The 21,216-nt window shown below is 60.2% G+C and carries 20 protein-coding genes; 13 read left to right on the forward strand and 7 right to left on the reverse strand.

Annotated features, from left to right (window positions below; genetic code table 11):
• Positions 1-162 precede the first annotated feature (162 nt).
• The 6 genes from CKW15_RS22100 to CKW15_RS22125 all read right to left on the reverse strand — a co-directional run bounded on the left by CKW15_RS22100 (position 163) and on the right by CKW15_RS22125 (position 7,682).
• Positions 163-351 (reverse strand): hypothetical protein, encoded by a 189-nt coding sequence (locus CKW15_RS22100; protein WP_095056556.1) that lies wholly within the window; start codon positions 349-351, stop codon positions 163-165.
• 380 nt (positions 352-731) lie between these two features.
• A complete protein-coding gene (gene fabB, locus CKW15_RS22105) occupies positions 732-1,952 on the reverse strand; it encodes a beta-ketoacyl-ACP synthase I (protein ID WP_095056557.1) in 1,221 nt (406 codons plus the stop codon).
• A gap of 11 nt (positions 1,953-1,963) precedes the next feature.
• The gene (fabA, locus tag CKW15_RS22110) at positions 1,964-2,479 is read right to left on the reverse strand and encodes a 3-hydroxyacyl-[acyl-carrier-protein] dehydratase FabA (protein ID WP_003227150.1); all 516 of its coding nucleotides are present in this window, start codon (positions 2,477-2,479) and stop codon (positions 1,964-1,966) included.
• Positions 2,480-2,726: 247 nt separating this feature from the next.
• Entirely contained in the window at positions 2,727-4,628 is a 1,902-nt protein-coding gene (locus tag CKW15_RS22115) for an ATP-binding protein (protein WP_095152708.1), read from the reverse strand.
• Complete coding sequence (locus CKW15_RS22120) at positions 4,625-5,557, reverse strand: ABC transporter substrate-binding protein (protein WP_095152709.1); 933 nt, start codon at positions 5,555-5,557, stop codon at positions 4,625-4,627. Before CKW15_RS22120 ends, CKW15_RS22115 begins: the two co-directional genes overlap by 4 nt.
• A gap of 1 nt (position 5,558) precedes the next feature.
• Positions 5,559-7,682 carry a TonB-dependent siderophore receptor gene (locus CKW15_RS22125; protein ID WP_095152716.1) on the reverse strand — a complete coding sequence of 708 codons (2,124 nt, stop codon included), beginning with the start codon at positions 7,680-7,682 and terminating at the stop codon, positions 5,559-5,561.
• A gap of 195 nt (positions 7,683-7,877) precedes the next feature.
• On the opposite strand from CKW15_RS22125, the gene CKW15_RS22130 reads away from it, so the two are divergent.
• The 11 genes from CKW15_RS22130 (at position 7,878) to pyrF (ending at position 17,375) form a co-directional block, all read left to right on the forward strand.
• Positions 7,878-8,903 (forward strand): NAD(P)H-dependent glycerol-3-phosphate dehydrogenase, encoded by a 1,026-nt coding sequence (locus tag CKW15_RS22130; protein WP_095152710.1) that lies wholly within the window; start codon positions 7,878-7,880, stop codon positions 8,901-8,903.
• 30 nt (positions 8,904-8,933) lie between these two features.
• Complete coding sequence (locus tag CKW15_RS22135; RefSeq protein ID WP_095056561.1) at positions 8,934-9,281, forward strand: DUF4389 domain-containing protein; 348 nt, start codon at positions 8,934-8,936, stop codon at positions 9,279-9,281.
• Entirely contained in the window at positions 9,278-9,733 is a 456-nt protein-coding gene (sixA, locus tag CKW15_RS22140) for a phosphohistidine phosphatase SixA (RefSeq protein ID WP_095056562.1), read from the forward strand. Before CKW15_RS22135 ends, sixA begins: the two co-directional genes overlap by 4 nt.
• A gap of 154 nt (positions 9,734-9,887) precedes the next feature.
• Complete coding sequence (locus CKW15_RS22145) at positions 9,888-11,543, forward strand: AMP-binding protein (RefSeq protein ID WP_095152711.1); 1,656 nt, start codon at positions 9,888-9,890, stop codon at positions 11,541-11,543.
• Positions 11,544-11,575: 32 nt separating this feature from the next.
• A complete protein-coding gene (locus CKW15_RS22150) occupies positions 11,576-12,019 on the forward strand; it encodes a hotdog fold thioesterase (protein ID WP_095056564.1) in 444 nt (147 codons plus the stop codon).
• Between the two features lie 226 nt (positions 12,020-12,245).
• Complete coding sequence (locus CKW15_RS22155) at positions 12,246-13,052, forward strand: alpha/beta fold hydrolase (RefSeq protein WP_095056565.1); 807 nt, start codon at positions 12,246-12,248, stop codon at positions 13,050-13,052.
• A complete protein-coding gene (locus CKW15_RS22160; RefSeq protein ID WP_095056566.1) occupies positions 13,049-13,903 on the forward strand; it encodes an alpha/beta hydrolase in 855 nt (284 codons plus the stop codon). Before CKW15_RS22155 ends, CKW15_RS22160 begins: the two co-directional genes overlap by 4 nt.
• Before the next feature lie 50 nt (positions 13,904-13,953).
• Entirely contained in the window at positions 13,954-14,613 is a 660-nt protein-coding gene (locus CKW15_RS22165) for a glutathione S-transferase family protein (protein WP_095056567.1), read from the forward strand.
• 8 nt (positions 14,614-14,621) lie between these two features.
• Entirely contained in the window at positions 14,622-15,428 is an 807-nt protein-coding gene (locus tag CKW15_RS22170; protein WP_095056568.1) for a DUF4892 domain-containing protein, read from the forward strand.
• Between the two features lie 68 nt (positions 15,429-15,496).
• Positions 15,497-16,552 (forward strand): AI-2E family transporter, encoded by a 1,056-nt coding sequence (locus CKW15_RS22175; RefSeq protein ID WP_095056569.1) that lies wholly within the window; start codon positions 15,497-15,499, stop codon positions 16,550-16,552.
• A 124-nt stretch (positions 16,553-16,676) separates the two neighbouring features.
• Entirely contained in the window at positions 16,677-17,375 is a 699-nt protein-coding gene (gene pyrF / locus CKW15_RS22180; RefSeq protein WP_177408769.1) for an orotidine-5'-phosphate decarboxylase, read from the forward strand.
• A gap of 106 nt (positions 17,376-17,481) precedes the next feature.
• Here pyrF and CKW15_RS22185 read toward each other — a convergent pair whose 3' ends face one another.
• On the reverse strand, positions 17,482-18,486 hold the full coding sequence (locus tag CKW15_RS22185; protein WP_095056571.1) for an NADP-dependent oxidoreductase: 1,005 nt from the start codon (positions 18,484-18,486) through the stop codon (positions 17,482-17,484).
• 237 nt (positions 18,487-18,723) lie between these two features.
• Between CKW15_RS22185 and CKW15_RS22190 the strand changes: the two genes are divergently transcribed.
• Entirely contained in the window at positions 18,724-19,485 is a 762-nt protein-coding gene (locus CKW15_RS22190; protein ID WP_095056572.1) for an SDR family oxidoreductase, read from the forward strand.
• 300 nt (positions 19,486-19,785) lie between these two features.
• Positions 19,786-21,150, forward strand: a complete 1,365-nt coding sequence (locus tag CKW15_RS22195) for a PLP-dependent aminotransferase family protein (protein WP_095152712.1) — start codon at positions 19,786-19,788, stop codon at positions 21,148-21,150.
• Positions 21,151-21,216 lie beyond the last annotated feature (66 nt).

The raw sequence follows: 21,216 nt of genomic DNA on the forward strand, positions 1-21,216 counted from the left end.
AGGGCGGGTGTAGGAGGGATGTTTCTGGATCACCGTCCGAGGCCTTCGAGGCCAAGGACGGTGAAGATATCAAAGACCCGGTTTCCGGTGGACCGTAAGGCTGCTCCGCTTAAGTGAACAGCATTACGCTCATGGCGGGGTTTGTCGTTTTCAATGCTGTGATTACGCGGAGCGCAGCTCGCGCCGTTGCTCAAGTATTTCCAGTTCGGCCTTGTAGTTCTGCGCATCGGTTTCGGAGTGGAACATTCCCACCAACAGGTCTTGTTGATGGACATCCCAGATCCGGATGCCAGCGGCTACGCCCTCGTGGGATTTATGTGAATCGTCGCGTTCAGTTACTTTTACAGTCATCTGCTAGCTCCAATCTCTGTTATCTGCAGCAAGGCATGTGCAGGACTCTGTTATAGAGTTTGGTAGCTTGCTAAGTAAACGACTGAGTTTGGTAACGGTTTTTTGCAAAAACGGCAACAGTGCTGCAGCCCACGCAATCCGCGACATTCGGTCGCAGGGCGTTTGGTTTCATGACAAATGCTTCATCTCCGGGTTAATGAATTCCCGACTTGAAATGCATACCTGTAGGAGCCCGGCTTGCCGGCGATGGCGTTTTCAAGGATGTCATCGCCGGCAAGCCGGGCTCCTACGAAAAGCGATTTGCGATGCCACATTATTCAGGCAAAAAAAACGCCCCGAACCAGTCGGGGCGTTTTTTTGTGCGGCTCAGCAGCAGGGAATTACTTGCCTGCCCAACGCTTCAGTACCAGCGTGGCGTTGGTGCCACCGAAACCGAAGCTGTTGCTCATCACGGTGTTGATGGTGGCGTTTTCGCGGGTCTTGGTCAGCACCGGCAGGTCGGCCACTTCAGGGTCCAGCTCGTCGATGTTGGCGGAACCGGCAATGAAGTTGCCTTCCATCATCAGCATGCAGTAGATCGCTTCGTGAACGCCGGCGGCGCCCAGGGAGTGACCCGACAGGCTCTTGGTGGAGCTGATCGCCGGAGCCTTGTCACCGAACACTTCACGCACACCTTTCATTTCCGCGACGTCGCCGACCGGGGTCGAAGTGCCGTGGGTGTTCAGGTAGTCGATCGGGGTGTCGACAGTGGAGAGCGCCTGCTGCATGCAGCGGATCGCGCCTTCGCCGCTTGGGGCAACCATGTCGTAACCGTCGGAGGTCGCGCCGTAGCCAACGATTTCCGCGTAGATTTTTGCGCCACGGGCCAGAGCGTGTTCCAGCTCTTCAACCACGACCATGCCGCCACCGCCAGCGATGACGAAACCATCACGGTCGGCGTCGTAGGCACGGGAAGCTTGTTCCGGCGTGTCGTTACGCTTGCTGGACAGGGCGCCCATCGCGTCGAACAGGAACGACTGGCTCCAGTGCTCCTCTTCACCGCCACCGGCGAAGACGATGTCCTGCTTGCCCATCTGGATCTGTTCCATGGCGGTACCGATGCAGTGAGCACTGGTGGCGCAGGCAGAAGCGATGGAGTAGTTCAGGCCCTTGATCTTGAACGGCGTGGCCAGGCAAGCGGAAACGGTGCTGCTCATGGTCCGCGTTACGCGGTATGGGCCGACGCGCTTGACGCCTTTCTCGCGCAGGATATCCAGCGCTTCCATCTGGTTCAGGGTCGATGCGCCACCGGAACCGGCGATCAGGCCAGTACGCGGGTTGGACACTTGCTCTTCGGTCAGGCCGGAGTCAGTGATGGCGTCTTTCATGGCCAGGTAGGCGTATGCCGCCGCGTGGCCGACGAAGCGATAGATCTTGCGATCGATCAGTTCTTCAAGGTTGAGGTCAATGGAGCCGGAAACCTGGCTACGCAGACCCATTTCGGCATATTCCGGGTTGAACCGGATGCCAGGGCGGCTTGCACGCAGGTTAGCGGAGACGGTCTCTTTGTCATTGCCCAGGCACGAAACAATGCCCAGACCAGTGATAACGACGCGGCGCATGCGAATAACCCTTAGAAGTTGTCAGTGGAGGTGAAGACGCCGACCCGGAGGCCTTCGGCGGTGTAGATTTCGCGACCGTCGACAGTGACCGAACCGTCGGCGATGGCCAGGTTCAGCTTGCCCTTGAGGACGCGCTTGATATGAATGTTATAGGTGACTTTCTTGGCGGTCGGCAGGACCTGACCAAAGAATTTCACTTCGCCCGAACCCAGCGCACGGCCACGGCCCGGCAAACCTTGCCAGCCCAGGAAGAAACCGACCAGTTGCCACATGGCGTCGAGGCCCAGGCAGCCCGGCATCACCGGATCGCCTTCGAAGTGGCAGGCGAAGAACCACAGGTCCGGATTGATATCCAGCTCGGCGACCAATTCACCTTTGCCGTACTTGCCACCTTCTTCGCTGATCAGGGTGATGCGATCAACCATCAGCATGTTCGGGGCGGGCAGTTGCGCGTTACCAGGGCCGAACAGCTCACCGCGACTGCAGCGCAGCAGGTCTTCCCGGGTAAAGGCGTTTTGTTTGGTCATGCGAGCTCCTCAATAGTCCCATGCGGCAGGTGGGGCAAATCTTCCCGACCGATCGAAGCCTTCATGCCTCGAATCGGTAGCCTACTCATAGACTATTGCGTTGTGGTGAAAGTCACAGCACCAAGGACATGAATGTACACTTGTGCACTGAAATTTTTATTCAAGCCCCATTTCGGGCCAGTCGAGGTGCCTAAGACTGCCGCACTTTCGCCTTTCACGCCAGTCACAGATGGTCGAAAGGCCTGTACTACTGCACCCAGCGCTGCAAAATCTGTTGAAGATCGTTCCGTTTGAAGGGCTTGGCCAGATAATCGTTCATACCCGCCGATAAACAGGCTTCACGGTCACCCTGCAAGGCATTGGCGGTCAGGGCGATGATCGGCAGGTCAGTGCAACCGGGCAGCTTGCGGATTTGTCGGGTGGCTTCATAGCCATCGATGACCGGCAACCGGCAATCCATCAGGATCGCTTCGAAAATCAGACTCTCGGCACTGCGAACCGCCTGCGCGCCATCGACAGCAACGCTGACCTTGAAACCCAGGCTGCGCAACATGGCTTCGATGACCGTCTGGTTGACCAGGTTGTCTTCGACCAGCAGCACGTTGCGGCCTTCGCCATGGCTGTCGCGGGCCGGCGCGCGCGGGACCAGCGAGGCCGGTGTCTGTTGATGCAGGGCCAAGGGGATTTCCAGGGTGAACACCGAACCGAGGCCTTCCTGGCTCTGAGCGCGCAAGGTACCGCCCATGCGCTCGGCAAGCGTGCGGGCAATCGGCAGGCCCAGGCCTGTACCACCGTAGCGCCGCGAAATAGAACTGTCGGCCTGCTGAAACGCATTGAACATCAATTCCAGGCTTTCGGACGGGATGCCGATGCCGCTGTCGCGCACGGTGCAGGTAAACCACAACAGTTCGTGATCCAGCGACTGCCATTGGGCTTCGATGGTGACGCGGCCTCGTTCGGTGAACTTCAGCGCATTGCCGAGCAGATTGACCAGAATCTGGCGGATGCGCGTCGGATCGCCCTGGGCCTGCAATGCACGCATGTCGTCGGGGATTTTCAGTTGCAGATCGAGGCCACGTTGCGCCGCGCTGTGCTGGAACGACTGGGCACAGCTGCCGATCAGGTCGGCGAGGTTGAACGGAATGTGTTCCAGCTCCAGTTCCGAGCGTTCGATGCGCGAGAAATCGAGAATATCGTTGATGACCTTCAACAGATGTTCGGTGGACTCGGAGGCCAACGCTGCATACTCGACCTGCTCCTCGGTCATTTCCGTGGTTTCCAGCAACTGCAGCATGCCCAGCACGCCATTCATCGGCGTGCGCAGTTCATGGCTCATCATGGCCAGAAAGTCAGACTTGGCGTTGTTGGCCGTTTCCGCTTCTTCGCGGGTCTGGATCAACTGCGCCATCGCTTGATGCTGTTCACGGCTGGCCTGTTCGAGACCGCTGGCGAGGTTGTTGATGTGTTGTGACAGCGCCCCCAGTTCCGTGTCATCGACGATGGGCAGTGGGGTCTTGTAGTCACCCTCCTGGATGGCCTTGACGGCATTGCCGATATCGCGGATCGGTTGCGACAGACTGCTGGCGAGGCGCCGGGCCAACACAAAAGTAAACAACAGGGCGAACAGCGCCAGAATCGCAGCCTTGAGCAGGATTTCCTGCTGGCGCTGGCTGAATGCCTCGTTGGACAGACCGACGATCACGCGGCCCAGGTAGTCCTCTTTCGGCACGTTGGCGGCGGTTTTACTGCCCTGGAAAAAATCGTTGTGCAAAGCGATCCGCTGCAACCGCACCGGGGCCTGGAACACTTCAACTTGTTTTGGGCGATTGTGGTGTTCAGAGGGTTGCTCGACATACACCAGCACCCGGTTGGCGCTGTCCTGAACTTCCAGAAAGCGCACATTGGGCGTAGCCAGTGTCGCCTTGAGCAAGCTTTCGAGCACTTCGCTGTTGCCTGAAATCACGCCGTATTCGGTGGCGGGCGCCAGTTGGTTGGCGATCAATTGACCGGTGTGATTGATTTCCTGGCGCAAATCCTGGATGCGCACGAAGGTGAAGAAGCTGATCAACAACAACGTCAGCAGCAGGGCAGGGCCAAGGCTGATGAGCTGGGTACGGGTGTTGATGTCCCAACGACGACGGAAGGTCATGGGCGGCGTTCTCCTTCTGCCAGCAATGTGGCGACGAGCGCCTCGTCGATCTCTTCGATGCCCAGCGAGCGAGCCACCTGCGGATTGCTCGCGACCTTGAAACGATTCGGGTAATGCGTACGTGGCCAGGTGGAGGTTGGCTGGTCGAGCAGTTCGTCGAGGATGGTCAGCCAATCGTGCTGATCACTGTAAGTGCTGGCCAGGCTCCCGGCCTTGACGAACCCTGCGTTGGGGCCGATCAACGCGATCTGTCGTGCATAACTGCTCAGCAGGAGGTTTTTCACCGTTTGTGGGTTGTACAGGTTGGGGTCGTCCAGCCCCAGAAGCACGTCGCTGTTTTTCAGCAATGCCTGCAACGGGCGACTGTCGTGGGTGTTTTCCCAGCGTTGAGTGACGACTTCAAGGCCCAGTGGACCCGCCGCCCGACGCAAGTCATTGAGCAGGAACTCACTGTGATTGTCGTAGAGCACGCCCACGCGTTTGACTTGAGGCAGCAGGACTTTGATCAGGCGCAACTGCCGCTCCAGTGACGGATCACTCCACAACAGGCAGAGGCGCGGCGGGTGAGTGTCGTTCAGGCGTTGTCGGGCCTGCAGGCGACTGATCCGCAGCACCAGTGTCGCCGGACCGGCGGAGTCCTGCAGGCGCCAGTCGAGGCTGGCCAGGTCGAGCAGAATCAAGCGGGTGTTGTCGGGCAGATTGCCCGGCGCCGGTAACTTCGCCAGCGCCTGGAAGCGCACGGTGTCGTTTGGCCGTCGTTCGCTCAGCGCCTGGGTGAAGGCCTGCATGCCAGGGCTGTCCTCGGCCCCGGCCAACAGAATATCCGCCGCATGGCCGGTCAGGCTGCTCAGCAGGCCAGCCGACAGCAGGCATAGCATGGCCAGCAAACGGCCAAGCACTGGCGATTTCCAGACCGGGTAACACCGCATCCTAGAGCTCCAGCTCCGCGCTGAAATACATCACATGACGCTCATCGTAGCGATTTTCAGCGAAGGTGGTTGGCTGATGGTCGAGGCGTTGCTGGAGCACCCCGGCCAGTTCCAGGCTGGCCTTGCCCAGGCTGATGCGTTTGGCGATGCGTGCATCCATCCGTTCAAAGCGGTATCCGTTGAGCGCGTCGTCTCCATAGTAGAAGAGGGCGCTGTTCCAGCCCCGGCCCCAGTCCCGCAGCCAACCGGCGGAGCCGCTGTTGCGGGCGGTCTGTCTGGCGTCCAGCGGGTTACTCGCGTCGACGTCGATATAGGCATAGGTCAGGCGCAGTCGATCGAGGCTGCCGACCCGCCAGTCGAGCTGGGTCTCGGCACCCGAAAAACGTGACTTGTTCGAGTTGCTGGCGATGAACTGATTGTTGCGCAGCGGCTCGCTGATCATGCCGGAGATTTCGTCGTAAAACAGCTTCACATCCAGCGCGATCCCTCGCTCGGCAAAGTAGCCGTTGTAGCCCAGCTCCCGGGAACGCATGTGCTCCTGATCGAGATCGCCGGGGCCACGGGTCTTGACGAAGTAGCGGGCACTGGACTGGCCGAAGGCGCCCGGCTTGAGGTTGGCGACCCGATAACTCCAGTTGATGTTGTTCTCGAACATGTCCGGCGAACGGACGGCCTCGGAGTACACCGCGCGCAAGCCGTGTCGCGGGTTGATCAGGTAATTGACTGCCACCCGCGGCGACACTGAGCGGCCGATCAGCCGGGAATCTTCGAACATGGCCCCGCCTTGCATCAGCCAGTGTTCGGTAGCGCGCCACTCGAACTGGCTGAACGCCCGCCAGGTCGTGTCATCGAGGGTGCCATTAAAGTAGGTCTCGGACTCTGCCCGGTCGTAACGATAGTTCAGGCCGCTGACCAGTCGCAGGCTATCGGACAGGCTCAGGGTGTCCTGCACTTCGAGGTCGTAGCGCGATTCGCGGGTGCTTTGGTCGATGTCGCCGCAGACAGTCTGGCTGACGCCATTGCGCCATTGATCGAGAACCTGATTGGCCAGTGCCTGTTCGGCCGGCGAACCGGGCGGCGCACCACGGCCGGTGAAACGCGTGATATTGCGGGCCAGGCGTTCGGTGTAATTGGGGTTGAGTTGCCACAATTCGGTCAACTGCGGGCTGAATGAAATCTCCGCGTCACAGGCGCGCCAGGTTTGCTGGCGATCCCAATGTTGTGCAGTGCCCTGGATGTAAAGGCTGTGGTCAGGATTGATGTCGAGGTTCCAGCGCAAGGAGCCGGCGTAGTCCTTGGCCGTGACGTCGGAATCGTCGCCAGCGCGGATAATTCCCGGGAATACCGGTCGATAGGTATAAGGGCGCTGGTTGGTGCCGTCCTTGGCATTCAGTTGCCAATCGATACTCTGCCGTTCATTGAGCGTCTGGCTCACGGCGAGGTTGAAACGGTTGAGGCTGCGACTGTCGTGGTAGTCGGCGCCGGTACGGTCGATGTCGAATCCATCGTCCTGTTGGCCGGACAGCGACAGGCGCAGATCACCGTCCTTCCAGCCGACGCCCTGACTGGCATAAAAATCGTTGATGCCGCGCTGGCCTTGGGTGACCTTCAGGCGGGTCCCGTGGCTGTCGGCCGGCCGATGGGTGATGACGTTGACGACCGCCATCAGGGCATTGGCGCCGTAACTGACGGTGTTCGGGCCGCGAAAGACTTCGATGCGCTCGATGTCTTCCATGGCTACCGGAATATCGCTCCAGTCCACCGTGGCCAAACCGGCGCGATACACCGAGCGCCCATCGATCAGCACTTGCATGCGCCGTGCTTCGGTGGCATTGGTGCCGTGGTAGTTCACGGCCGCCTGATTGCCGCTGATGTTGCCGACCATCATGCCCGGCACCAGGCGCAGCAGTTCGCTGATGTCCCGGGCGCCGCTGGCGGTGATCAGCGCGCTGTCGATCACGGTCATGCTCCCCGGCACGGCGGCCGGCGATTGCTTCAGGCGCGTGGCCGTCAGCACTTGCGGCAACGGCTCGCTGTCGAGGAACAAATCGTCGCCCAGCACCGGCGAGCTGAAAATCAGCGCGAGGACCAGTGGCGAGTGTGGCGAAGGGGAACCCGGAGACACAGCACATCCCTGTTGGCGTTTGATGGCGCGCATGTTAACCGAGGCGCGCAAATTTTCCATTCGCGATGCCGGCATTTTCCTCGGATTTATGGGTCTTCTTGCTACCGGTGTCGCTATTTGACACGGGGACTGGCCGCGACCGGGCCGCTCCGTATAATGCCGACATTGCCACTGGTATGGATTAACGGATTGCATATGACTGATCAGCGCCCGATTGCGGTCCTGGGAGGCGGAAGTTTTGGTACCGCCGTGGCTAATTTGCTGGCCGAAAACGGACATCAGGTCCTTCAGTGGATGCGTGACCCCGAACAGGCCGAGGCCATTCGGGTCAATCGCGAGAACCCGCGTTACCTCAAGGGCATCAAAATTCTTCCCTCCGTGACGCCTGTCACCGATATACAGGCGACACTGGACGCCTGCGATCTGTGTTTCGTCGCGTTGCCTTCCAGCGCGCTGCGTTCGGTGCTGGTGCCGCACGCCGAGCGCTTGAGCGGCAAGATGCTCGTCAGCCTGACCAAAGGCATTGAAGCCCACACCTTCAAATTGATGAGCGAGATCCTTGAAGAAATCGCACCGCAAGCACGGATCGGTGTGCTGTCCGGGCCCAACCTGGCCCGTGAAATCGCCGAGCATGCGCTGACGGCCACTGTCGTTGCCAGTGAAGACGAAGCGCTGTGCCAGCAGGTTCAGGCCGCGCTGCACGGTCGCACCTTCCGCGTTTACGCCAGCGCCGACCGTTTTGGCGTGGAGTTGGGCGGGGCGCTGAAGAATGTGTACGCGATCATCGCCGGCATGGCAGTGGCGTTGGGCATGGGCGAAAACACCAAGAGCATGCTGATCACCCGGGCGCTGGCCGAGATGACCCGCTTCGCGGTGAACCAGGGCGCCAACCCGATGACATTCCTGGGCCTGGCGGGTGTAGGCGATTTGATCGTGACCTGTTCGTCGCCCAAGAGCCGTAATTATCAGGTCGGCTTCGCGCTCGGTCAGGGTTTGAGCCTGGAAGAAGCAGTCACCCGCCTGGGCGAAGTCGCCGAAGGGGTGAACACCCTCAAGGTGCTCAAGGCCAAGGCCCAGAACGTAGGCGTGTACATGCCGCTGGTCGCCGGGCTGCACGCGATTTTGTTCGAAGGGCGCACGCTTGAGCAGGTGATTGGCCTGTTGATGCGCGGCGAACCGAAAACCGACGTCGATTTCATTTCCACCAGCGGTTTCAACTGAGCCCTCTACTTAACAGGAACGGAGCGAGACATGAACGATCAAAAAGTAGAAGCCAAGTACGAATCCATCCTGCTGCGGGTACTGTGGATGATCGTCTTTGTGCTGGTCTGGCAGGTGGCGCAGTTCATCCTCGGCGTCGTCGTGCTGGTGCAGTTGATCTATCGTTTATTTTATGGCGCCCCGAGCGCCAGCCTGATGAACTTCGGCGACAGCCTGAGCCAGTTCCTGGCGCAGATCGGTCGTTTCGGCAGCTTCCACAGCGACCAGAAACCCTGGCCGTTCGCCGACTGGCCGACGCCGCGTACACCGGAAGGTGAAGCGCCGCACGTCGTGGCGCCTGCACCGCATCCGGCCCGAGATGAGGAACCCAAGCTATGAAACTCTGGGTATTACGTCATGGTGAAGCTGTACCGCACGGGTCCCGCCCCCACGATTCGGAGCGGGAGTTGACGGACCACGGTCGTGAGGAAGTGCTGCGCAGCGCCGAGCAGTTGATGGGGAAGCCGCTGACGGCGATCTATGCCAGCCCGTACCTGCGAGCGCAGGAGACCGCGCATCTGGTGCGCGAGGTTTTGGGGTTCGAGCCGGAGATCCGCACCGTCGAGTGGCTGACGCCGGACACCGAGCCGGACAAGGTCGCCGAGCAAATGGTGGCGGTGAGCGATGTACTGCTGGTCAGCCACAATCCGCTGGTGGGGAATCTGTTGAGCTACCTGCAGCATGGCGCGGGGCATCCGCCGGAGCGGGTCAGCACGGCCGCTCTGGCTGAGCTCGAAAGCAATGAGCTGCTTGTCGGGTCGATGCGCCTCAACAGTCTCAAGCGCCCCTAAAAGCAAAGATCGCAGCCTGCGGCAGCGCCTACAGGATGTACGCCATTCTTGTGCAGGAGCTGCCGCAGGCTGCGATCTTTTGATGCAAAAAAATCAACCAAGCACTTGCTTGGTTGACTACGCTTGCTCCAGACCAAAAAAACAGGAGCGAGTCATGTCTGCTGCTTTTCGTTTGCCACTGGACCTTTTCTACGAGCGTGAGGCGCGTCATCCGCGCCAGCGCTTTTTGGTCCAGCCTGTCGGAGGCGGCCAGGTCGAAACCCTGACTTGGGCGGATGTCGGTCATCAAGCCCGTTGTGCTGCGCATTGGTTGCGAGCGCGAGAGCTTCCGCAAGGCAGCCACATCGCCCTGATTTCAAAAAACTGCGCGCACTGGATCATTGCCGATCTGGCGATCTGGATGGCCGGGCATGTCTCGGTGCCGTTGTACCCCAACCTCACCGCCGAGACCGTTGCCCAGGTCCTCGAACACTCGGAAGCGGCGCTCGCCTTCATCGGCAAACTCGACGATTGGCCCGGCATGTCCCGCGGGGTCAATCCTGACCTGCCGACCATCAGCCTGCCGCTGCATCCGCCTGGCACATTCGATTTCAGCTGGGCCGACCTGCAAGGTAGCTCGCCGATCCAGGACGATCCAAAACCTGCCGCCGATCAACTCGCCACCATTATTTACACCTCCGGCACCACCGGCATGCCCAAAGGCGTGATGCACAGCTTTGGCAATCTGGGATTCGCCACCACTCGCGGCACCTCGTTGTTCGGCCTCAATGAGTCGGACCGGTTGCTGTCCTATCTGCCGCTGTGCCATGTGGCCGAGCGGATGTTTGTCGAACTGGCGTCGATCTATACCGGCCAGACCGTGTTCTTTGCCGAGAGTCTCGACACCTTTCTCACTGACCTGCAAAGGGCGCGGCCAACCGCGCTGTTTGGCGTGCCGCGCATCTGGACCAAGTTCCAGATGGGCGTGTACAGCAAGATCCCGGCAAAGCGCCTGGATTTCCTCCTTGGTCTGCCATTTATCGGTAAACGGGTTGGGCATAAAGTCCTCGCCGGGCTCGGGCTGGATGCCTTGCGCGTTGCGCTCTCGGGTGCTGCACCCGTGCCGCAGACCTTGCTGTTGTGGTATCGCAAGCTGGGCCTGGATGTGCTGGAGGTTTACGGCATGACCGAAAGCTGCGGTTATTCCCATATCGGTCTGCCGGGCCAGAACAAACCGGGCTGGATCGGCAAGCCGTGCCCGGAAGTCGAGGTGCGGATCGCCGAGACCGGGGAGGTCATGGTGCGCAGTGGCGCAACCATGCTCGGGTATTTCAAAGAACCGGAAAAAACCGCCGACACCATCACCGAGGACGGTTTTCTGCGCACCGGTGACAAGGGCGAAGAAGACGCCGAAGGCAACCTGCGTCTGACCGGGCGCCTGAAGGAAATCTTCAAGACCAGCAAGGGCAAATACGTGGCCCCGGCGCCGATTGAAAACCGGCTGGCGGTGCACTCGCGCATCGAGCAGGTCTGTGTGGTCGGGGATGGATTGAGTGCGCCGCTGGGCTTGTGCGTGCTATCGGCCGTCGGCCAGCAAGAAGCGCGGGCGGGCTTGCATTCCAGCCTGGAAAAACTCCTGGAAGAGGTCAATGGGGCGCTCGATAAACACGAACGCCTGCGGCGGCTTGTGGTGGTCAAGGACAGTTGGGGGGTAGAGAACGGCTTTCTCACGCCGACCCTGAAGATCAAGCGCAACGTGATCGAAGCTGCGTATGGCGAACGCTTTGCAGAATGGAGCGAGCACAGCGAAGCGGTGCTGTGGCAGGATTGATCCACGAACAAAACCAACAAGGAAAATCTGCGATGAGTCTGTGGCGTACCACTCCCAACATCGAGCAGTTGAACGCAATCCAGAAAAACACCATCGGCGAAGTGCTGGACATCCGTTTCGAAGCCTTCGACGAAGAGTCGCTGACGGCGAGCATGGTCATCGACCACCGCACTCACCAGCCTTACGGCTTGCTGCATGGCGGTGCCTCGGTGGTGCTGGCCGAATCGGTCGGTTCCATGGCGAGCTATCTGTGCATCGACGCCAGCAAGTTCTACTGCGTGGGCCTGGAAATCAATGCCAACCACTTGCGCGGCTTGCGCAGCGGGCGGGTGACGGCGGTAGCCAAACCGATCCACATTGGTCGCACGACACACGTTTGGGATATCCGTCTGACCAGTGACGAGGGCAAGGCCAGTTGTGTGTCGCGGTTGACAATGGCGGTGGTGCCGCTGGGTGAAAATCCACCAGCCCGTTGAAACCTGCGTTCCTCTGTAGGAGCGAGCTCGCTCGCGATGGTCGCTAACGATAACGCGGGTTACCGGGAAAACGCGGTGCGCTTGAGTTCATCGCGAGCCAGCTCGCTCTTACAGGGATCGGTATTCGCATGGCCGGACTGTCATCATTCCTGTCAGTTACGGTCATTGCTGCAGGACGCCGTCTTGCGGACAATCAACGCCTGTTCTCGCTCATGGATTTGCAGGTATGTCGCAACAGATATTTTTCGCCCACGCCAATGGTTTTCCATCGGGAACCTACGGCAAGTTGTTTGCGGCGCTGGCACCCGAGTTTCAGGTGACGCATCTGGAGCAGCACGCCCATGATCCGCGTTTCCCGGCGGACGACAACTGGTACAACCTGGTGGATGAGCTGATTCATCACCTGCAACAACAATCGGATCCGGTGTGGGGCGTTGGCCACTCCTTTGGCGGTGTCCTGCATTTGCATGCGGCATTGCGTTGTCCCGAGTTGTATCGCGGCGTGGTGATGCTCGATTCGCCGGTACTGACCCGCACCGATCAATGGGTCATTCGCGCGGCCAAGCGCTTTGGTTTCATCGATCGGCTGACACCGGCCGGGCGTACGCTGGGTCGTCGCGAGGAGTTTTCCGACCTGGAAAGCGCCCGTCACTATTTCGCCGGCAAAAACCTGTTTCGCAGCTTCGACCCGGAATGCTTCGACGCGTACCTGCAACACGGCTTGCATAAGGTCGGCGACAAGCTGCGCCTGCGTTTCGATCCGGCGACGGAAATCAGCATCTACCGCGGCGTGCCGCATACCAGTCCTGGCAGCACCCGCCAGTTGAAAGTGCCGTTGGCAGTGGTTCGCGGGCACACAAGCAAGGTGGTGATGCGCCACCACGCCAGTTCGGTCGGGCGGATGCCATTGGGTGAGTCCCTGTCCATGCCCGGCGGTCATATGTTCCCCCTCGAACGACCGCAGGACACCGCCGTGCTGCTCAAAGACCTGTTCGACCGCTGGGGCGGGCGCCAGCAGCAGGATTGCGCATGAGCCATGTCGTCGAAGAAGTCCGTCTGAGCCTGCCGCACATTGAGCTGGCGGCGCACTTGTTCGGCCCTGAAAACGGTTTACCGGTCATTGCCTTGCACGGCTGGCTGGACAACGCCAACAGCTTTGCCCGCCTGGCGCCCAAGCTCAAAGGCTTGCGCATCATTGCCCTGGACATGGCCGGTCACGGTCATTCCGGGCATCGACCCGCTGGGGCAGGCTATGCCATGTGGGACTACGCCCACGATGTACTGCAAGTCGCCGAACAACTTGGACTGAAGCGGTTTGCGTTGCTGGGGCACTCGATGGGTGCTATCGCGTCGTTGATCATCGCCGGTTCCTTGCCGGATCGCGTCACCCATCTGGCCTTGATCGACGGTCTTATTCCTCCTACTGACAATGCCGCCAATGCCGCCGAGCGCATGGGCATGGCCCTGCAAGCGCAACTGGATTTGCGGGAAAAACGCAAACCGGTGTACGACACGCTCGACCGTGCCATCGAAGCACGCATGAAAGGGCTGGTGGCGGTCAGTCGCGAAGCCGCCGAGCTGCTGGCGCAACGTGGACTGATGCCGGTGCCGGGCGGTTACACCTGGCGCACCGACAATCGTCTCACGCTGCCATCACCGCTGCGTCTTACAACAGAACAGGCGATGGCCTTCGTCCAGCGGATCAATTGCCCTGCAAAACTGGTGGTTGCTGCCGACGGCATGCTCGCCAAACACCCTGAGTTGCTGGAGCGTCTACCCTTTAGCCGGGAACAGCTGCCAGGCGGCCACCATTTGCACCTGAATGACGAGTCCGGTGCCGATCTTGTCGCAGACTGTTTCAATCGGTTCTTCGCCATTCCTTGACTTGCGCCGGGCAACTGTCGAGGCTTGGCGGGTTGAAAAGGGAGACAACCATGATAGATCTCTACACCGCTGCGACCCCGAATGGCCACAAGGTCTCTATCGTGCTCGAGGAACTCGGCGTGCCCTACTCGGTGCATGCCTTGAGTTTCGACAAAAAGGAACAGAAGTCACCGGACTTCCTCAAGATCAACCCCAATGGCCGGATTCCGGCGATTGTCGACCGCGCCAATGGCGATTTCGCCGTGTTCGAGTCCGGCGCAATCCTGATTTACCTCGCTGAAATGACCGGCAAACTGCTGCCCGCCGACCCCAAGGGGCGCTCGCTGGTGTTGCAGTGGCTGATGTTCCAGATGGGCGGAATCGGACCCATGCAAGGGCAGGCCAATGTGTTCTTCCGCTATTTCCCGGAAAAACTCCAGGGCGCCATCGACCGCTATCAACACGAAACCCGGCGCCTCTACGAAGTGCTCGATACACGCCTGCAATCCGTTGAGTTCCTGGCCGGTGAATACAGCATCGCCGACATCGCAACGTTTCCATGGGTGCGCGGCTACGAGTGGTCGGGCGTCTCGGTGGATGGGCTGACGGCGTTGCAACGCTGGATGGCGACCCTGGAGGCGCGTCCGGCGGTACAACGTGGCTTGCAGGTGCCACAGCGCGCCGATGAAGCGAGCGTCATCAAGGGTGCCCAGGCCATGCTGATCCGATGAGTCTATTCATGCGTTCAATCAATCTGCTGGCGCTGTGCTGTTTCAGTCCTTTGTTGTTTGCCGCCGATGTACCGGGCAGTCAGGACCTGCCGATCGTGCCGCGTATGGCCGACGCCCAGATCGTCGACTATCGCCCCTCGGTTGAGCTGGAGCGGATCTACCCCTTGGGCTCGATTCGTAAAATCAGCGGTCAGTTGCGTTTCGACGGTCAGGTCAGTGCCCGTGGGCGGGCCACTTCGGTGACCTATGAATTGCCGCCGGAACATTCTTCCATCGACGCCTTCACCGCCGCCCGCGAAGCCTTGCAGAAGCAGGACGCGCAATTGCTGTTCTGGTGTCAGGCCCGTGATTGCGGTGAAAGCAGCCTGTGGGCCAATGAAGTCTTCGGCAACGCCAAGTTATATGGCGCCGATGATCAGCAAGCCTATTTGCTGTTGCGCCTTGCAGCACCCCAGGACAACACGCTGGTGGCGCTTTACAGCATCACCCGTGGCAATCGCAAAGCCTACCTGCATGTCGAACAGTTCGACGCCTCCGCGCCGCTGGGCGATTTGCTGCCGACGTCTGCGACCTTGCTGCGTGAGCTCAAGAGCACTGGCGAACTCGATTTCCCGAAACTGATCGACGCGCCTGACGAAACCTGGCTGCGCCTGATTTCCCGGGGCCTGAACCTCGACACCACGCTGCGGGTCAGTATTTCCGGGGCCAATGCCGAGGCCTGGCGCCAGGCGTTGATCACTCAAGGTGTGAGGACCGCCAGGATGGAAACCGGCAGCGTTGAAGGCTCTGGCCTGCACATCGAACTATTGCGGTAGGCTTCACCGGGTGAACGTGGGCGCCACGTTCGCCTACTCTTTTGCTGACAGTTTTTTCGGGATTCAAAATGCTCAATAACGATCGCCTGTTGGTGCAGATCCTGCTCGTTGCGCTGTTTGGCGCGAGTTTATGGGTGATGGCGCCGTTTTGGTCGGCGTTGTTCTGGGGCGCGGTGCTGGCGTTTGCCAGTTGGCCGCTGATGCGATTGCTGACTCGCTGGCTCAACGGCCGTGAGTCGCTGGCGGCGGCACTGTTGACCGTGGGCTGGATGGTGCTGGTGGCGGCGCCGCTGGTTTGGCTGGGGTTCAACCTGGCGGACCATGTGCGTGATGCCACGGTGTTCATCAAAGACGCGCAACTCGAAGGTTTGCCCGAAGCGCCGGCCTGGCTGGGCGCAATTCCGTTGGTGGGCGAGCGACTGGTCGGGATCTGGAACAGCATCGACCAGCAGGGCGCGGCAATGATGGTGAGCCTCAAACCGTACCTGGGGCAGGTCGGCAATTGGTTCCTGGCGCGCAGTGCGCAGATCGGCGGCGGGATTCTCGAGCTGACCCTGAGCATCGTTTTCGTCTTCTTTTTCTATCGCGACGGGCCGCGACTGGCGGTATTTGTGCACAGCCTGCTGGAGCGGCTGATCGGCCAGCGTGCCACTTACTACATTGAATTGGTGGCGGGCACGGTACAGCGAGTGGTCAACGGCGTGATCGGCACGGCAGCGGCCCAGGCCATCCTGGCATTGATCGGGTTCCTGATTGCTGGAGTGCCGGGGGCGCTGGTGCTCGGTATCGCGACTTTCCTGCTCAGCCTGATCCCGATGGGGCCACCGCTGGTGTGGATTCCCGCCACGGCCTGGCTGGCCTGGAAAGGTGAATATGGAATGGCCATGTTTCTCGGGGCCTGGGGCATGTTCATCATCAGTGGCGTCGACAACGTGCTCAAACCGTACCTGATCAGCCGTGGCGGTAATCTGCCGCTGGTCATTGTGCTGCTGGGGGTGTTTGGCGGTTTGATTGCCTTTGGCTTCATCGGCCTGTTCATCGGGCCTACGTTGCTGGCGGTGGCTTACAGCCTGTTGACCGACTGGAGCAAGACTCAGGCGCGGGTTGAAGATCGTCGGCCCTGAGGTTTTTTGCGCCGGGAGCTAGTCTTTCCTGTAATGCTGCGACGATTTACCGATCATCGGGTCCCGCAGCGACGCTGGTTCCGCTACAATGCGCGCCGATTTCGACTTGCCTGAGAGCCCACTCATGTCCGCCTGCCAGACTCCTATCATCGTCGCCCTGGATTTCCCTACCCGTGACGCCGCACTGAAGCTGGCCGATCAGTTGGACCCGAAGCTGTGCCGGGTCAAAGTCGGTAAAGAACTGTTCACCAGCTGCGCCTCGGAAATCGTCGGCACCCTGCGCGACAAGGGTTTCGAAGTGTTCCTGGACCTCAAGTTCCACGACATCCCGAACACCACCGCCATGGCCGTCAAGGCTGCTGCGGAAATGGGCGTATGGATGGTCAACGTGCATTGCTCCGGTGGCCTGCGCATGATGGCCGCGTGCCGTGAAGTGCTGGACAAGCGCAGCGGCCCGCAGCCACTGCTGATCGGCGTGACCGTGCTGACCAGCATGGAGCGTGAGGATCTGGCGGGTATCGGTCTGGATATCGAGCCGCAGGAGCAGGTGCTGCGTCTGGCTGCGCTGGCGGAAAAAGCCGGGATGGACGGTCTGGTGTGCTCGGCCCTGGAAGCCCAGGCCCTGAAAACGGCGCACCCGTCGCTGCAACTGGTGACCCCGGGGATTCGTCCTGCGGGCAGCGCCCAGGACGATCAACGCCGCATCCTGACGCCGCGTCAGGCACTGGATGCCGGCTCGGACTATCTGGTGATCGGCCGTCCGATCAGCCAGGCGGCGGATCCGGCCAAGGCGCTGGCATCGGTCGTGGCCGAACTGGCGTAAACATCCAGCCTGTAGGAGCCGGCTTGCCGGCGATCGCATCACCACGGTTTACCTGTGTAATCGCGGTGATGCGATCGCTGGCAAGCCAGCTCCTACAAGGGCAACGTTAAACCTTCAACACCAACTTCCCGAAATTCTCCCCGCTGAATAACTTCATCAGCGTCTCCGGGAACGTCTCCAGTCCTTCGACAATGTCTTCCTTGCTCTTGAGCTGCCCCTTGGCCATCCAGCCGGCCATTTCCTGCCCTGCGGCAGCGAACTGGGCGGCGTAGTCCATGACCACAAAACCTTCCATGCGCGCGCGGTTGACCAGCAGCGACAGGTAGTTGGCCGGGCCTTTGACCGCTTCCTTGTTGTTGTACTGGCTGATGGCGCCGCAAATCACCACCCGCGCTTTCATGTTCAGACGGCTCAACACGGCGTCGAGAATGTCGCCACCGACGTTGTCGAAATACACGTCCACACCTTTCGGGCACTCGCGCTTAAGGCCGGCGATCACATCTTCATTCTTGTAATCGATAACCCCGTCGAACCCCAATTCATCGATGAGGAACTTGCACTTGTCCGCGCCACCGGCGATGCCGACAACCCGGCATCCTTTGATCTTGGCGATTTGCCCGGCAATGCTGCCCACTGCACCCGCTGCGCCCGACAACACCACCGTGTCACCGGCCTTCGGAGCGCCCACGTCGAGCAGGGCGAAGTACGCCGTCATCCCGGTCATGCCCAGCGCGGACAAGTAACGCGGCAGCGGCGCCAGGTTGGGATCGACCTTGTAGAAGCCTCGCGGCTCACCGAGGAAGTAGTCCTGCACGCCAAGGGCGCCATTGACGTAGTCCCCGACCGCGAAGCCTGGATTATTCGAGGCAACGACTTTGCCTACACCCAATGCGCGCATGACTTCGCCAAGACCGACCGGCGGAATGTAGGACTTGCCTTCGTTCATCCAGCCGCGCATCGCCGGATCAAGCGACAGGTATTCGTTTTTGACCAGGATCTGACCCGCCGCCGGTTCGCCGACCGGTACTTCCTGATAAGTGAATGTCTCGCGGGTCGCCGCGCCTACCGGACGTTTGGCGAGCAGGAATTGACGGTTGGTCTGGGAAGTCATGACAGGCACTCAAGATGAATGAAGCCTTGTTGATAGCTGCTTAGCGTCGCGGCTGCAAGTCTGGCTGATGTGGCGAATACACGCCGATCCAGTGTGGTGATGGAGCTGCCGGCAGGTCCATCACTGCAACTCATGGGCGTCCAACCGGCCTTTTGATAGTGCTGCCGCGCCCAAGGTCCCTGTGCCTAGACTGGGGGCACGTAACTTCCCGCATTCTTCTCTTCCGAGGGCATAACAATGAGCATGACGTTTTCCGGTCAGGTGGCAGTGGTGACAGGTGCAGCGGCCGGCATTGGTCGCGCAACCGCCCAGGCATTTGCCGCCGAAGGCCTGAAGGTGGTGGTGGCCGATATGGACACGGCGGGCGGTGAGGGCACAGTAGCGCTGATTCGTACGGCGGGCGGCGAAGCGACCTTCGTGCGCTGCAATGTGACGCTGGAAAACGACGTGAAAAACCTGATGGAGGAGGTGATCAACACTTACGGGCGCCTCGACTATGCCTTCAACAATGCCGGCATCGAGATCGAAAAAGGCAAACTGGCCGAAGGCACCGTCGACGAGTTCGACGCGATCATGGGCGTCAATGTCAAAGGCGTCTGGCTGTGCATGAAGTACCAGTTGCCATTGCTGCTGGTCCAGGGCGGCGGTGCGATCGTCAACACTGCCTCGGTCGCCGGCCTGGGGGCGGCGCCAAAAATGAGCATCTACGCGGCGTCCAAGCATGCGGTGATCGGCCTGACCAAATCGGCCGCCATCGAATACGCCAAGAAAAAGATCCGGGTCAACGCGGTGTGCCCGGCAGTCATCGATACCGACATGTTCCGTCGCGCCTATGAAGCCGACCCGAAAAAGGGCGAGTTCGCCAATGCCATGCATCCGGTGGGTCGCATCGGCAAGGTCGAGGAAATTGCCAGCGCGGTGCTGTACCTGTGCAGCGATGGCGCGGCCTTCACCACCGGGCATTCGTTGGCGGTAGACGGTGGCGTGACAGCGTTCTGACCCACGCCTGTATGACATGACCTGTGGCGAGGGAGCTTGCTCCCGCTGGACTGCGTAGCAGTCCCATCTCGTTTGGCAAAGAGGTGGGGCCGCTTCGCGACCCAGCGGGAGCAAGCTCCCTCGCCACGTTTTTTTTGCTCGATCCAACATTTTTTTGAGTTGTAGCATCACGCCAACAGGCGACCGGAGAATGTGTTTCAAACGGTAAGAATTGCAAGTTTTGACGGTGTTCTCGCACATCCCGTCGAGCGTTCCTGTGATTAACTGTTTTTCGCAAAACGGACAGGAGTTTGCTAGCTCATGGAGTTGAGAATCGATCGACAGGCATTGGTGCCGGTCGTACAGCAAATCGTCGATGCGCTGGCCTGCTGGCTTCGCTCCAGCGCAGTAGCCCCCGGCGTACGCTTGCCTTCGGTACGGCACATCGCGCGGATCAATCTGCTCAGTCAATCGACGGTTTCCGAGGCCTGCGACCGTTTGGTCGCGCAGGGTCTGCTGCTGTCACGTCATCGGGGCGGCTATTGGGTTGCTGATCCGGCAGCATCCGCGAAGGAGGGTGAAATCCTCCTTCAGGGTTCAAGCCGGAGTGAGGAGTTGAGGCTGGGTTGCGGCGGCTTGCCCGAGAGTTGGCGCGAGACGGATGACCTGAGTTACGCGATCCGCCAGGTCAGCCGCACCGACATGGCGGCTCTGTTCAGCTACGGCACGCCGCTGGGCCTGCCAGCGTTGCGTCAACAGATCCTCAAACGTCTCAAAAGCCTGGGTATTACGACGCAAGAGAATCAAATCGTGACCACGACGGGAGCCAGTCAAGGGCTTGACCTGATTGTACGAACGCTGTTCCAGTCCGGTGATTGTGTCGTGGTTGAAAGCCCTGGTGATCCCTTGCTCTTCGACCTGCTCAAACTGCACGGTATCGGCATGATTGAAGTGCCACGAACCCCGCGAGGGCCGGACATCGAAGTCCTTGAAGCGTTGTTGCTCAAGCACCGGCCGCGCGGGTTGTTCATCAACAGCTTCCATCACAACCCGACCGGCAGCAGCCTTGCGCCCATGATGGCGCGGCAGGTTGTGCAACTGGCCAGCACCCATGGCGTTCTGCTGATCGAAGACGACGTCTATGCAGATTTGCACACCGGGCCAGGCACGCGGTTGGCGGCACTGGATGACAACGTGATCTACGTCGGCAGCTATTCCAAGACCCTCAGCAGTTCCTTGCGGGTCGGTTTCGTGGTGGCCAGTGGCGAAGTGATTTCGCGTCTGGCCGAGGTCAAGATGATCAGCAGCATGGGCGCCTCGCTATTTTGTGAATCGGTGTTGGCGTCTCTGTTGGCCAGTGGTGCCTATCGAGGCCTGGTGCAGCGCCAGGCACAACGGTTGAGCAGCAACAGGCTGGCGGCATTACAGCTGCTTGAAGATGCCGACTGGGAGGTTTTCGCAAAACCGGCGGGGGGGTTGTACATTTGGGCGCGCTCACGAATGTCAGACCTTGATCAGGTCCAGGCGCAGGCACGGCGCTTTGGCGTGCAGCTATCTTCAAACACTGCGTTCAGCCCTGCCGGCAAACCCTGTGGCTGGCAGCGCATCAACGTGGCGTATGCCTGCGATCCTCGGGCCCGGGCGTTCTTCCAGGCCACGGCTGCGGATCGACCTCAAGCGTTCTGAAAACGACGTTGGCGTAGCTTTTTGCCATTATTCAGGCGCCAGCGTCTTGTGTTGCTACAAGCCCGT

It is taken from the genome of Pseudomonas sp. Irchel s3b5 (genome assembly GCF_900187435.1).
In the GTDB taxonomy this organism is placed as follows: Bacteria; Pseudomonadota; Gammaproteobacteria; order Pseudomonadales; family Pseudomonadaceae; genus Aquipseudomonas.